The organism is Streptomyces sp. NPDC046379 (assembly GCF_055587785.1).
The window spans coordinates 112,793-125,458 of the sequence record NZ_JBVJFP010000012.1 but is presented as its reverse complement, the minus strand read 5'-3'; the positions used below and the strand labels follow the sequence as shown (position 1 = coordinate 125,458).

At 73.4% G+C, this 12,666-nt stretch carries 12 protein-coding genes; 6 read left to right on the top strand and 6 right to left on the bottom strand.

Going from position 1 to position 12,666, the window contains the following annotated elements; translation table 11 throughout:
- Window positions 1-36: 36 nt before the first annotated feature.
- Complete coding sequence (locus ACZ6KF_RS21850) at window positions 37-1,311, bottom strand: ABC transporter substrate-binding protein (RefSeq protein WP_469239686.1); 1,275 nt, start codon at window positions 1,309-1,311, stop codon at window positions 37-39.
- A gap of 165 nt (window positions 1,312-1,476) precedes the next feature.
- Here ACZ6KF_RS21850 and ACZ6KF_RS21845 point away from each other — a divergent pair, with 165 nt between their 5' ends.
- The 3 genes from ACZ6KF_RS21845 to ACZ6KF_RS21835 all read left to right on the top strand — a co-directional run bounded on the left by ACZ6KF_RS21845 (window position 1,477) and on the right by ACZ6KF_RS21835 (window position 4,632).
- Window positions 1,477-2,424: an ROK family protein gene (locus ACZ6KF_RS21845; RefSeq protein WP_356629624.1), complete on the top strand. Its 948-nt coding sequence runs from the start codon at window positions 1,477-1,479 to the stop codon at window positions 2,422-2,424.
- Complete coding sequence (gene nagA, locus ACZ6KF_RS21840; protein ID WP_356629622.1) at window positions 2,424-3,569, top strand: N-acetylglucosamine-6-phosphate deacetylase; 1,146 nt, start codon at window positions 2,424-2,426, stop codon at window positions 3,567-3,569. The genes ACZ6KF_RS21845 and nagA overlap by 1 nt, the downstream gene beginning before the upstream one ends.
- 133 nt (window positions 3,570-3,702) lie before the next feature.
- Window positions 3,703-4,632, top strand: a complete 930-nt coding sequence (locus ACZ6KF_RS21835) for a 1-phosphofructokinase family hexose kinase (protein WP_356629620.1) — start codon at window positions 3,703-3,705, stop codon at window positions 4,630-4,632.
- A 21-nt stretch (window positions 4,633-4,653) separates the two neighbouring features.
- Here the strand turns inward: ACZ6KF_RS21835 and ACZ6KF_RS21830 are convergent, their stop codons facing one another.
- Window positions 4,654-5,583: a CBM35 domain-containing protein gene (locus tag ACZ6KF_RS21830; protein WP_356629618.1), complete on the bottom strand. Its 930-nt coding sequence runs from the start codon at window positions 5,581-5,583 to the stop codon at window positions 4,654-4,656.
- Between the two features lie 121 nt (window positions 5,584-5,704).
- Complete coding sequence (gene cdgB / locus ACZ6KF_RS21825; RefSeq protein WP_356629616.1) at window positions 5,705-7,357, bottom strand: diguanylate cyclase CdgB; 1,653 nt, start codon at window positions 7,355-7,357, stop codon at window positions 5,705-5,707.
- Window positions 7,358-7,725: 368 nt separating this feature from the next.
- Between cdgB and ACZ6KF_RS21820 the strand changes: the two genes are divergently transcribed.
- Complete coding sequence (locus ACZ6KF_RS21820; protein WP_356629868.1) at window positions 7,726-8,217, top strand: flavin reductase family protein; 492 nt, start codon at window positions 7,726-7,728, stop codon at window positions 8,215-8,217.
- 111 nt (window positions 8,218-8,328) lie between these two features.
- On the opposite strand, the gene arfB is transcribed toward ACZ6KF_RS21820, so the two are convergent.
- Window positions 8,329-8,766: an alternative ribosome rescue aminoacyl-tRNA hydrolase ArfB gene (gene arfB, locus ACZ6KF_RS21815; RefSeq protein ID WP_356629614.1), complete on the bottom strand. Its 438-nt coding sequence runs from the start codon at window positions 8,764-8,766 to the stop codon at window positions 8,329-8,331.
- Window positions 8,767-8,950: 184 nt separating this feature from the next.
- On the opposite strand from arfB, the gene ACZ6KF_RS21810 reads away from it, so the two are divergent.
- The gene (locus ACZ6KF_RS21810; protein WP_356629612.1) at window positions 8,951-9,526 is read left to right on the top strand and encodes a TerD family protein; all 576 of its coding nucleotides are present in this window, start codon (window positions 8,951-8,953) and stop codon (window positions 9,524-9,526) included.
- Between the two features lie 410 nt (window positions 9,527-9,936).
- On the opposite strand, the gene ACZ6KF_RS21805 is transcribed toward ACZ6KF_RS21810, so the two are convergent.
- Entirely contained in the window at window positions 9,937-11,409 is a 1,473-nt protein-coding gene (locus ACZ6KF_RS21805) for a M1 family metallopeptidase (RefSeq protein WP_469158616.1), read from the bottom strand.
- Window positions 11,410-11,416: 7 nt separating this feature from the next.
- Between ACZ6KF_RS21805 and ACZ6KF_RS21800 the strand changes: the two genes are divergently transcribed.
- The gene (locus ACZ6KF_RS21800) at window positions 11,417-11,917 is read left to right on the top strand and encodes a hypothetical protein (RefSeq protein WP_469158615.1); all 501 of its coding nucleotides are present in this window, start codon (window positions 11,417-11,419) and stop codon (window positions 11,915-11,917) included.
- 13 nt (window positions 11,918-11,930) lie between these two features.
- Here the strand turns inward: ACZ6KF_RS21800 and ACZ6KF_RS21795 are convergent, their stop codons facing one another.
- Window positions 11,931-12,659 (bottom strand): pentapeptide repeat-containing protein, encoded by a 729-nt coding sequence (locus tag ACZ6KF_RS21795; RefSeq protein ID WP_469239684.1) that lies wholly within the window; start codon window positions 12,657-12,659, stop codon window positions 11,931-11,933.
- Window positions 12,660-12,666 lie beyond the last annotated feature (7 nt).

The window sequence follows — 12,666 nt, the reverse complement described above, 5'->3', positions numbered from 1 at the left end:
CACGGTAACGCCGGCCACCGACAACGGCGGTCCGGGCTACCGGCCCGCCGCCGCGCTCTCCGCCGTCGTCGCCGTCGTCTGGAGTTCGCCGAGGACCGTGGCCGGGTTGACGCCCGGCTGCACCGCCGCGCCGATGCGCTTCTTCACCTGCGCGCTCACCGCCGCCCACGACGTCTTGTCCACCGGGTAGAACTCGGCCAGCGGCAGCTCGTCCAGGAAGGGCTTCAGGGCCCGGTCCTCGGGGGCCGCGCTCATCGTCTCGGAGGCGGACTGGGTGACCGGCAGCAGGTCGTACGCGCGGGAGAAGGCGACGACGTTCTTCTCGCCGTAGACGAAGTCCAGGAAGCCGCCCACCTCCTCCCGGTGCCCGTTCTGCCGGAAGGCCAGCATCCAGTCGGCCACCCCCATCGTGGCCCGGCTCTCGCCGCCGACGCCGGGCATCGGCACCATCCCGACCTTCACGCCCTCCCGCTCCGCCGCCTCCTTCAGCGAGGGATGGCCGTTGAGCATCCCCACCTCGCCGTCCGCGAACGCCTCGAACGCGTCGGCCCGGTCCAGCCTTCCCGGCGCGACCGGTCCGACCAGGTCCTCGCCGACCAGCTCGTCGCGCAGCCAGGTGAAGGTCTCGACGTTCTGCGGGGAGTCGATGGCGTAGGTGCCGACGGCGTCGGTGTAGCCGCCGTCCCCGCTGAGCAGCCACTGCATGGTCTCGGCCTGCGCCTCCTCGGGCCCGAGCGGCAGCGCGTACGGGTACTTCACGCCCCGCGCCTTGAGCGCGGCGGCGGCGTCGGCCAGCTCCTTCCAGGTGCGCGGGGGCGTGAGACCGGCCTCGGCGAAGAGGCTCTCGTTGTAGAACAGCAGCCGCGTGGAGGCCGCGAACGGCATCCCGTACTGGGCTCCGTTCACCTGCCCGGCCGACGCGAGGCGGGAGGCGAAGTCGGCCTGCGTGGTGATGGAGAGCAGTTCGTCGGCCGTGTAGAGCAGATCGTCGGCGGCGTAGTCGGCGTACGCGCCGATCTGCGCCATGTCCGGGGCCTTCCCGGCGTCGACCATCTCCCTGACCCGGCGGTCGACCTCGTTCCAGGAGTGGACCTCGACCTCGACGTCCACGCCGGGGTGTGCCGCCTCGTACTCGTCGACCAGCCCGGCCCAGTACTTCTTCGAACTGTTGGCGGCGCGGTCGCCGTAGTCGGCCGCGACCAGCCGCAGCGTGACGTTCCCGGAGTCCTCGCCGAGTCCGCAGCCGCCCAGGGCCGCCGTCAGGCCCAGTGCCGCCACCACCGCGATCGTTCCCGTCCTGCGCCGCTGCACGTCTTTACCCGCCCACCCTGTGTCGACTGCCGTTCGGTGATCGGTCACCGATCACCGCTCACTGATCACCGGTCACCGGAGATCCGAATTCCGATATTCGGATTAAGGTCTACACCACCGCATTGGACTAGACCTCTTCCGGGTCCACGGGCCACACTGTCCCCCGTGAGACACGTCATCGCCCTCGATGTGGGCGGCACCGGAATGAAGGCCGCCCTGGTCGGGGCGGACGGCGCGCTGCTGCACCAAGCGCGCCGGTCCACCGGCCGCGAGCGCGGACCGGAGGCGGTCGTCGCCGGCATCCTCGACTTCGCCGCCGAGCTGTACGCGGACGGCGAGCGCCGGCTCGGCGCCCCCGCGTCCGCCGCCGGCGTCGCCGTCCCCGGCCTCGTCGACGAACGCCGCGGCATCGCCGTCTACGCCGCCAACCTCGGCTGGCGCGACATACCGCTGCGCGACCTGCTCGCCGACCGGCTCGGCGGCATCCCGGTCGCCGTCGGCCACGACGTGCGCACCGGCGGCCTCGCCGAGGGCCGGATCGGCGCGGGGCGCGGCGCGGACCGCTTCCTGTTCGTGCCGCTCGGCACCGGCATCGCGGGCGCCATCGGCATCGACGGCCGGGTGGAGGCGGGGGCGCACGGCAGCGCGGGCGAGATCGGCCATGTCGTCGTGCGCCCCGGCGGCATCCCCTGCCCGTGCGGCCAGCGCGGCTGTCTGGAGCGGTACGCGTCGGCGTCGGCGGTCGGCCGCGCGTGGGCCGAGGCGACCGGCGACCAGGGTGCGGACGCGGCGGCCTGCGCCGCAGCGGTGCGCTCCGGCGACCCGCGGGCACTCACCGTCTGGCAGGACGCCGTCGACGCGCTCGCGGACGGCCTGCTCACCGCGCTCACCCTGCTGGATCCGCGCACGATCGTCATCGGTGGCGGGCTCGCGGAGGCGGGGGAAACCCTGTTCGCACCGCTGCGGGAGGCCCTCCGGCGGCGCGTGACCTTCCAGCAGCCGCCGTCCGTGGTCCCCGCGGCCCTGGGGGACACCGCCGGCTGCCTGGGCGCCGGGCTCCTCGCCCGGGACCTGCTCGACTCCCCTACGACTCCCCCGGAGGTAACCACCTGATGGCCCCTAGCAAGGTTCTCGCCGGCGCCCGGGTGGTACTGCCCTCCGGGGTGGTGCCCGACGGCCGCGTGATCGTGGACGGCACGCGGATCGCGGACACCGCCCCCGCGGACGCGCAGACGCTCGACGTCACCGGCCACTGGCTGGTCCCCGGCTTCGTCGACCTGCACAACCACGGCGGCGGCGGCGCCTCCTTCACCTCCGGCACGGTCGAGGACGTCCTCGCCGGCATCCGCACCCACCGGCGGCACGGCACCACGACCCTCGTCGCCTCCACGGTCACCGGCGACATGCACTTCCTCGCCGAACGGGCCGGCCTGCTCTCGGAGCTGGCCGAACAGGGCGAGATCGCCGGCATCCACTTCGAGGGCCCGTTCATCTCCCCCTGCCGCAAGGGCGCCCACTCCGAGGAACTGCTGCGCGACCCGGACCCGGCGGAGGTGCGCAAGCTGATCGACGCCGCGCGCGGGCAGGCCCGGATGGTCACCCTCGCCACCGAACTGCCGGGCGGCGTCGACTCGGTGCGGCTGCTGGCCGAGCACGGGGTGATCGCGGCGGTCGGCCACACGGACGCGACGTACGAGCAGACCGTCGAGGCGATCGAGGCCGGCGCGACCGTCGCCACGCACCTGTTCAACGCGATGCCTGTGCTCGGACACCGCGCCCCCGGGCCCATCGCCGCCCTCCTGGAGGACGAGCGGGTCACCGTCGAGCTGATCAACGACGGCACCCATCTGCACCCGGCCGCCCTGGAACTGGCGTTCCGTCACGCGGGGCCCGGGCGGGTGGCGTTCATCACCGACGCGATGGACGCCGCCGGCTTCGGCGACGGCCGCTACATGCTCGGCCCGCTGGAGGTCGAGGTCGCGGACGGAGTGGCCCGGCTCGTGGAGGGCGGCTCGATCGCGGGCTCCACACTGACCCTGGACCTCGCCCTCAAGCGGGCGGTGACCGTCGACCGGATCCCGGTGGAGCACGCCGTCGCCGCGCTGTCCGCCAACCCGGCCCGACTGCTCGGCCTCGACGACCGCATCGGCTCCCTGGAGCCCGGCAAGGACGCCGACCTGGTCCTGCTGGACGAGGAGTTCGAGGTCAGAGGCGTGATGCGGCGGGGCGAGTGGGTGGTCGCACCTCAACTGCCCTGAGAAATCCGCCCCCAAAAGACGGTGGCCGGTACCGGGTCTGGGCCGGCCGCCGTCTCTTTGGCATGATCGACGCACCGGCGCCGTACCGGCACGTCGTCACACCAGCACAGTCACTCGGGGGAGGTCGGCCCAGGTGATCCTCACGGTCACGCTGAACACCGCTCTCGACGTCACCCACCACGTCCGGGAACTGCGCCCCGGCGTCCCCCACCGGGTCTTCGACGTGCGCGAACGCCCCGGCGGCAAGGGCGTCAACGTCGCCCGCGTACTCGCCGCCCTCGGCCACGAGACCACGGTCACCGGGTTCGCCGGCGGCGGCACCGGCCGGATGCTCCAGGAGCGGCTGAGGGACACCCCCGGCGTCCACGACGCCCTGGTCCCCATCGCCGGCGACACCCGACGCACCCTCGCCGTCGTCGACCGGCGCACCGGCCACACCACCCAGTTCAGCGAGCCCGGACCGGTCATCGCCCCGGCGGAGTGGTCCGCCTTCCAGGAGGCGTACCAGGACCTGCTCGCGTCCGCCTCGGCGGTGGCCCTGTGCGGCAGCCTGCCGCCGGGCGTGCCCGTGGGGGCGTACGCCGGGCTGATCCGGGCGGCGCGCGCGGCCGGGGCGCTCGTGGTCCTGGACACCAGCGGCGAGGCGCTGCGCCGCGGCATCGCCGCCCGGCCCGACGTCGTCAAGCCGAACTCCGACGAACTCGCCGAACTCACCGGCTCGCTGGAGCCGTCGCGGGCCACGCAGGACGCCCGGCGGCGGGGCGCCCGCGCGGTCGTCGCCTCGCTCGGCGTGGAGGGGCTGCTGGCGGTGACCCCGGAGGGCCGCTGGCGCGCCGCCGCGCCGGTGCGGGCGCGGGGCAACCCGGTGGGCGCGGGCGACTCGGTGGTCGCGGGCCTGCTCTCCGGCTACGTGGAGGGCCTGACCTGGCCGGACCGCCTCACCCGCGCGGCGGCCCTGTCCGCGGCGACGGTCCTGGCCCCGACGGCGGGCGACTTCGACCGCCGCGCGTACGAGGAGATGCTGGCGCGGGTGGCGGTGGACGACGGCGCGAGCGCCGCCTGACCCCTCCCCCTGCCCGGCCTCCTACTTGACCCAGCCCTTTTCCAGCCACACCCGGTCGAGGTTGGCGTCGCACTGGTTGCCCTGCTCGCAGGAGATCCTGATGGTGTTGGTGCCCTTGCTGAGCTGGACGTAGTTGTAGGTCTGCGTCCAGCCCTTCTCGTAGTCGCCCTCGGGGGCGCCCGCGTAGTTCTTGAGGCTGACCGGCGTGGTCAGCGGGGTGCCGTTGACGGTGAGGGTGGCGTTGCCGTCCTTGCCGGGGACGCCGTAGGCGATGAAGACGGTGTACTTGCCCGCCTTCGGGATGCCGTTCACCGTCCAGGTCGCCGCGGAGCCGACCTGATTGAAGCCGGTGACGTAGACCCCGCCGTCCGCCTTCGCGCCCGGGACGTCGGAGGCGGTGGTGGCGGTGCCCTCCAGGCGCAGCGTCTTGGCGTCGGCCTCCGGCAGCTCCCCCTCCTCGGACACGCTGCTCTCGCTGGACGGGGTGGACTCGGCGCTCTCGCCGGCGGCCGGTGCGGTGGGCGTGGGGCTCGGGTCCGCGGCGCCGTCCTCCGCGTCGCCGCCGAGCATGGCGACGCCGATGCCGATCACCACGGCCGCGACCACCGCGACGGCGCCGATCAGCAGGCCCTTGGTGTTCGGCCCGCGCCCGCGCCCGCCCCCGCCGACGCCGCCCGAGTGCAGCGGCTGCTGCGTGGTCTGCGCGCCGCCCGGGAAGGTCTCGGGCGCGGCGTAGTGGGCGCTGGGCCGGCCGTAGGCGGCGGCCGGCTGCTGCGGCGCGGCCTGCTGCCCGTACGGCCGCTCCCCCACCGTGCGCACCCTGCTGACCGAGTTCGGGTAGCCGTAGCCACCGGACGGCGGCTGGGCGCCGTTGGCCTGACCGTCGGCGTAGAGGTAGCCGAAGGGGTCGTCGTCCTCGGGCGTGCTCGCGCCGTTGTTGCCGGGCGTCATCCCTTGGTACTCCTCAACAGGTGCGGAACGGATGCGGTACGGGTGGTGAGAAGGGCGAGCCTACCCGCTCCGGATGACCCGAACGGGTGACTCAGCTCGCATCAAACCGCTGACCTGCGGCTCATCCCGCACGCCGGTGCTGTTTGGGACGAGACCGTTTCTCGACGTACATCCGTTCGTCAGCGGATTTCAGGACCTCGTCCGCCGTCATGCCGCAGTGCGCCCACCCGATGCCGAAGCTGGCGCCCACGCGGACGGCCCGTCCCTCGGCCCGGATCGGCTGGATGATCTCGTTGCGCAGCCGTACGGCGAGGTCCTGCGCGTCGGCCCGGCCGAGCCCGTCGGCGAGGATCACGAACTCGTCGCCGCCGAGCCGCGCGACCGTGTCGCCGTCCCGGACGCCGTTGCTGAGCCGGCGGGCCACCTCGATCAGGACGGCGTCGCCCGCGTTGTGCCCGAACCGGTCGTTGATCGACTTGAAGCCGTCGAGGTCGCAGAAGAGGACCGCGAGCCCTTTGGTCCCGTCGTCGTGGTCCCCCTCGGGGGCGACGGTGTGCACATGGTGGTCGTAGACGTCGTACGGCTCCCCGCCGCCCTGCGGGAAGGCGAAGCTGTCGTAGCCGGTGTGGCCGTAGGCGGCGTCCTGGGAGTCGTAGGCGCCCGGGTGCCCGGCCTGCGGGCGGCGGCACAGCCGGGAGGAGAGCCGGGAGCGCAGCTCTGCGGAGTTGGGCAGGCCGGTGAGGGAGTCGTGGGAGGCGCGGTGGGCGAGCTGGAGCTCGCGGCGCTTGCGCTCCTCTATGTCCTCGACGTGGGTGAGCAGGAAGCGGGGGCCGTCGGCGGCGTCGGCCACGACGGAGTTGCGCATGCTCACCCAGACGTACGTGCCGTCGCGGCGGCCGAGGCGCAGCTCGGCCCGGCCGCCCTCGGCCGAGGTCCGCAGCAGCGTGCCGATGTCCTCGGGGTGGACCAGGTCGGAGAAGCAGTAGCGGCGCATCGCGGAGGCGGGACGGCCCAGCAGCCGGCACAGCGCGTCGTTGGTGCGCAGGATGCGGCCGTGCTGGTCGCCGCCCATCTCGGCGATGGCCATGCCGGAGGGGGCGTACTCGAACGCCTGCCGGAAGCTTTCCTCGCTGGCCCGCAGCGCCTGCTGTTCCCGCTCCAGGCGGACCAGGGCGCGCTGCATGTTGGCGCGCAGGCGGGCGTTGCTGATGGCGATGGCGGCCTGGAAGGCGTACATCTGGAGCGCTTCACGCCCCCACGCGCCCGGGCGCCGCCCGTTGCGCGGCCGGTCCACGGAGAGCACGCCGATCAGCTCGCCGGACGTCCCGCCGCCCTGCGCGCCCGGAGCGTACATCGGCGCGAAGAGCCGGTCGGCGGGGTGCCACTCGTCCTCGAAGCGGGGCGCGGGGCCCTCGGTGTACCACTGGGGGACGTCGTCGTCGTCGAGGATCCAGCCCTCGGTGTGGGGTATGAAGACCAGCCCGCCCCAGGTCTCGCCCATGCTCAGCCGGCGGTCCCAGGACTCGCGCGAGCCGACCCGGCCGGTGATCAGCGCCTCGGCGGCGGGGTTTCCGGCGAACGCGGCGACGACGAGGTCGCCGTCCGGCCGGACGAGGTTGACGCACGCCAGTTCGTATCCGAGGGCGGTGACGACCCCGTTGGCGACGGTCTGCAACGTGTCCGCCAGGCTGCGCGCCGTGTTCATGTCGGCCATGACCTGGTGCAGCCGCCGCAGGGAATCAAGACGGACGTACGGCTCCGACTCGGTCTCCATGCTCACCCTCCCCCCGAGACCTCGCGGCGAATCAAGGGTTCTCCTCGCCACTGAATCACAGCGCGCTCCCCACTCGGTACACAGGGTCAACAATTCATGTCCCTTGTGACTCAAGTCACAACATAACGTGAGCAATTGAGCGGGGTTTCTGCGTTTTTTCCTTGCGTTCACCGAGAGCTTTATCGGCGACGTGTCCGACTGGGGTCCTAGGACCGTCCTCGGGCAGAGGTCCGATGCGGTGGGCGTCCACCGGAGACTAGCGTCTTGGTGTGTTCCCTACATCCACCGGCACCGCGACCGCACCGCTCTCACCCGTCCCGGCCGACGGGCATGCTGAGGGGGTGAGCAACGACGAGTTCCGTGCCGCGATGTCCCGGCTGGCGGCGGGCGTGGTCCTGGTGACCGCGCAGGAGCCGCCGCTCGACCCCGACGACCCCTCGGCACCGGGCGGCGAGGACGTCGGGATGACGGCGACGTCCTTCATGTCGGTGTCCCTCGACCCGCCCCTGGTCCTGGTGAGCCTGCGCGAGGGCTCCCGGATGGACGACCTGCTCGACGAGCAGCCGCTGTGGGGGGTGTCCGTCCTGGCCGAGAGCCAGCGGCACGTCGCGGGCCGCTTCGCGATGCGCGGCCGCATCAGCGACCGGCTGCTCTTCGAGGACATCGCGTACACGCGCGGCGAGCTGACCGACGCCCCGCTGGTGGGCGGCGCGCTGGCGGTCCTGGAGTGCCGCACGGAGCAGCGGGTGACGGCGGGCGACCACACGCTGGTGATCGGGCGCGTGCTGACGGCACGCGTGCCGAGCGCGGAGGGCGGGCCGCTGCTGTACTTCAAGGGCAGGTACCGGCAGCTGGGCTGAGCGACGGCTGCGGCCGCCAGCCATCGGTCACCGGACGCCGGTCGTCCGTCGTCAGCCGCCGGTCGTCCGTCGCGTCAGCCGCCGGTCGTCCGTCGCCGGTCGGGCGGGTACCTACTGCCAGTTGCGGCCGGACCGCCCCCGCTTGGTCTCCGCCCGCTGCTTCTTCTCCCGCAGCCGGCGCTCGTTGATCCCGCGCGGGATCCGGGTCGGCCTGCGGGGCTTGGGCGGGGGCGCGGTCGCCTCGGCGAGCAGCGCGGCGAGCCGTACGGCGGCCGCCTCGCGGTTGCGCCACTGGGAGCGGTGCTCGGAGGCCCGTACGGTCACGACGCCGTCGAGGAGCCGTCCGGCCAGCCGCTCCAGGGCGCGCTGCTTCCACACCTCGGGCAGGGCCTCGGTGGCCGCCAGGTCGAACCGCAGCTCGACCTGCGAGTCGCTGGTGTTGACGTGCTGGCCGCCCGGCCCGGAGGAGCGGGAGAAACGCCACATCAGCTCGGCCTCGGGGAGCGAGACGGAGCCGCGGATGACGTGAGGACCGGACATGGTTGACATGTTCCCGGTTGGACGGGGCCCGAGTCACGCGAATATCCACCATCCCCGGCCGGCGCGGGTAAAGAAAGTAAAGAAGAGGGAACCCGTGGCACCCCCCTCCGCGTTCATAGGGGTAGATGTAGCTTCGTCCCGTACGAAGCCTCAACCGCACCGCGCATCGCAACGAGGGAAGGAACTGCCGACCATGGCTGTAAGCCTGTCCAAGGGTGGCAACGTCTCGCTCACCAAGGAGGCTCCGGGCCTGACGGCCGTCACCGTCGGCCTCGGCTGGGACGTCCGCACCACGACCGGTACCGACTTCGACCTCGACGCCTCCGCGATCGCGGTCAACCCGCAGGGCAAGGTCTACTCCGACGCCCACTTCGTCTTCTTCAACAACAAGCAGACGCCGGACCAGACGATCGTCCACACGGGCGACAACCGCACGGGTGAAGGCGCCGGCGACGACGAGGCCATCAACGTCAACCTGGCCGGTCTGCCGGCCGACGTCGACAAGATCGTCTTCCCGGTCTCGATCTACGACGCGGAGAACCGCTCGCAGAACTTCGGCCAGGTCCGCAACGCCTACATCCGCATCGTCAACCAGGACGGCGGCACCGAGATCGCCCGCTACGACCTCTCCGAGGACGCCGCCACCGAGACGGCCATGGTCTTCGGCGAGCTCTACCGCAACGGCGCCGAGTGGAAGTTCCGCGCCGTCGGCCAGGGCTACGCCTCGGGCCTGGCGGGCATCGCCCAGGACTTCGGCGTCAACGTCTGAGCATCCGCTCGACGCCTCGCGGCACGGCGACGGGCCCTTCGACCCCCCGGGGTCGAAGGGCCCGACCCGTTCCGGCACGAGGGCAAAGCGGGCAGGCCTCGGGCGGCGCGGGCAGGGCCGAGCCTGCCGCCGTCGCCGCGTGCGGGCGCCGTGCCGCCCGGACTGCCGCACCACCGTGCCGTCCGGACCACCGCACCGCCCGGCCCGCGCATCGCCGCCGTCCGGACCGCCGGGCCGCTCGCACCGCCGCACCACCCGGCCCGCCCACACCGCCGCCGTCCGGACCACCGCACCGCCCGGCCCGCACATCGCCGCCGTCCGGACTGCCGTGCCGCTCGCACCGCCCTACCACCGTGCCGCCGCACCACCGTGCCGGCCCGGCCCGCGCATCGCCGCGCGCTCCCGCGGGCTCAGGGGCGCGGCGGGCGGCCCTCGCCGTACAGCCAGTCGTCCCAGACCTCGGTGAAGTCCCGGTCCGGGGCACGGCGTTCCACGAACGCCGTGAAGTCCTTCGTGTCCGCGTTGCCGTGGCGGTGGGCGCTCGCCCAGGCGCGCAGGAGGGAGCGGAAGGCGGCGTCGTCGCCGAGGGTGCGGCGGACGCGGTGGAGGACCATCGCACCGCGCACGTAGACCGGCCGCTCGGAGACGTGTTCCGCGTCCGGAGGTTCGGCGGGCGGGAACGCCCAGATGTCGGGCGACGCCTGGCCGCCGTCGTACAGCGACGCGAAGGTCTCCTCGGCGGTGGGGCCGCCGTGGTCCTCCTGCCAGAGCCACTCCGCGTACGTCGCGAACCCCTCGTTGAGCCACATGTCCCGCCACGTCTTCGGCGTCACCGAGTCGCCGTACCACTGGTGGGCCACCTCATGGACGAGGAGGACGACGTCGGGGGCGCCGGGGAAGACGGGGCGGTTCTGGGTCTCCAGGGCGTACCCGGCGTCGGCCGCGCGCTCCACGATCGCGCCGGTGGAGTCGAAGGGGTACGGCCCGAAGTTCCGCTGCGCCCACTCCATCACCTCGGGCAGCCGGCCGAGCACCGCGCGGCTCGCCTCCGCCTCCTCCGGGTCCACGGCGACGTAGGAGGGATGCCCGCCCGCCATGCCCCGCTCGACGTCGAACCGGCCGATCGCGACCGTCGTGAGGTAGCTCGCCATCGGCTGCCCGGCGTGCCAGGCGTACGTCGTCCGGCCCCGGCGCGTCGTCTCGCCGCGCAACTCCCCGTTGCCGACCGCCCGCAGCCCCTCGGGCACCGTCACGGTGATGTCGTACGTCGCCTTGTCGGAGGGGTGATGGTTGCCGGGGTACCAGGCCATCGACCCCGTCGGCTGACCGAGGGCGAGCGCGCCGTCGGCGGTGGGCAGCCAGCCCTCCTGCGAGCCGTCGGGGTCGGTGACCGTCACGGGCCTGCCGGAGTAGCGGACGGTCACCCGGAAGACGGCGCCCTCGCGCAGGTGGCGCGGTGGGCGGACGGTCAGCTCCTGGCCGGCGCGGTGCCAGCGGGCGGGGCGGCCGTCGACGGCGGCCTCGTGGACGTCCAGGCCCTCGAGGTCGAGGTTCAGCGCGGAGAGGTGCTGTGTGGCGCGGGCGGTGACGGTGGCCGTGCCGGTGAGGCGGCGGGTGGCGGGGGTGTAGGAGAGGTCCAGGGCGTAGTGGACGGCGTCGTAGCCGCCGTTGCCCGCCTTCGGGAAGTACGGGTCGCGCACGCCGGGGGCGCCGGGAGTGCCCCGCACGCCCGCGCGACGGCCGCCGTCGCCGTCCCCTTCGCGACTGTCACCACCGCCGCCGCACGCGGCGAGGGTGACGGCGGCCAGCGGGACAAGCAGGGCGAACGGGACCAGAGGCGCGGAACGGGGCACGTCAGAGATCCTAGGCAGGCGTGACACCATCGCCTACGTGCTCGACATCGGCTACGCCCTCTCCACCCGTTTCCCCGATCCCCCGCAGACCGATTACCGCCGCGCGGACGTCCACGCGCTGCGTCACGACCTGTTCTGCGGCGACGTGTACCTCGCCGACACCAAGACGGACCGGGAACTGTCCACAGCCTGGGGATGGGTGCCGGTGCTCGACTTCGCGTGGGCGCTGTGCGACATCGTGGAGCGGATCGACCGCGACCCGGCCGGCTCCCGCGCCGCCCGCCCGCAGCGCGCCGAGCTGGACTTCACCGAGTCGACCGACCGCATGCTGTTCGAGCGCCGCTTCGGCTGGGTGGACATCGAGGCCGACTGGATGCCTGCCGAGGAGCCGCCGCTCACCTTCTCCCACGCCGAACTGCGCCGCGAGTCCCGCGACTTCCTGCACGACCTCATCGCCGACCTGTGCGATCTGCACGACGACCTCGCGGAGAACCCGGCGGTGTGGACCCTCCAGGCCCGCTTCCCGCGCGTGAGCTGAGAACGGTCGCCCGCTACCCGCCCATCCCCTCCACCCGCACGCCGAGCTGGGCCGCCAGCAGCGGCGCCAGGTCCAGCAGCTGCCCGGCACTGATCACCGCTCCCGACAGCCGGTCGATCCCCCGCGCGATCTCCAGCGGAGCGGCCCCGCGCAGATCGACGTCCACGCACGTCACCCCGCTGAAGTCGGCTCCCTTCACCGAGCAGCCCGCGAACTCCACCCGCGTCAGCTCCGCGCCCGCGAAGTCCGGCTCGACCAGCACACAGCCCTCGAAGACGACGTCCTTCAGCCGCGCCCCGCGCAGGTTGGCGTAGTCGATCTTGCCGCCCCGCACCAGCACCCGCTCCAGCACCGCGCCGTGCAGCTGCACCCCGCCGAGCCGCGGCTCGACCACCTCCACGTCCCGCAGCGTCGCCTCGCCGAGGTCCGTGCCGACCCCGCGCATGGCGGTGAGGACCGAGTCCAGCACCCGCGCCCGGCGCAGCCGCGTGCCGTCCAGCGCGCATCCCGTCAGCGCACAGTCCAGGAAACGCGCGCCCGCGCCGTCCTGCCCGCCCAGCTCTGCGTCCCGGAACTCCAGCCCGTCGTAGTCCCCGTCCGGCTCCAGCCCGCCCCCGCCCCACGTCTCCCCTCCCGCACGCCGCACCTCCGGCCGCCGCGCCGCCCGCACCCCGCCACCGGGGGCGCCACCACCGTCGCCACGAACACGGCCACCGCTCGCACCCGACCCTCGCCTCACCATCCCCCCA

Coding starts and splice junctions, on each gene's coding strand:
- ACZ6KF_RS21820 (WP_356629868.1), top strand. CDS start 7,726: ATGTCCCGGCTGGCGGCGGGCGTGGTCCTGGTGACCGCGCAGGAGCCG.
- cdgB (WP_356629616.1), bottom strand. CDS start 7,357: ATGGAGACCGAGTCGGAGCCGTACGTCCGTCTTGATTCCCTGCGGCGG.
- ACZ6KF_RS21810 (WP_356629612.1), top strand. CDS start 8,951: ATGGCTGTAAGCCTGTCCAAGGGTGGCAACGTCTCGCTCACCAAGGAG.
- ACZ6KF_RS21830 (WP_356629618.1), bottom strand. CDS start 5,583: ATGACGCCCGGCAACAACGGCGCGAGCACGCCCGAGGACGACGACCCC.
- ACZ6KF_RS21795 (WP_469239684.1), bottom strand. CDS start 12,659: ATGGTGAGGCGAGGGTCGGGTGCGAGCGGTGGCCGTGTTCGTGGCGAC.
- nagA (WP_356629622.1), top strand. CDS start 2,424: ATGGCCCCTAGCAAGGTTCTCGCCGGCGCCCGGGTGGTACTGCCCTCC.
- arfB (WP_356629614.1), bottom strand. CDS start 8,766: ATGTCAACCATGTCCGGTCCTCACGTCATCCGCGGCTCCGTCTCGCTC.
- ACZ6KF_RS21805 (WP_469158616.1), bottom strand. CDS start 11,409: ATGGTGTCACGCCTGCCTAGGATCTCTGACGTGCCCCGTTCCGCGCCT.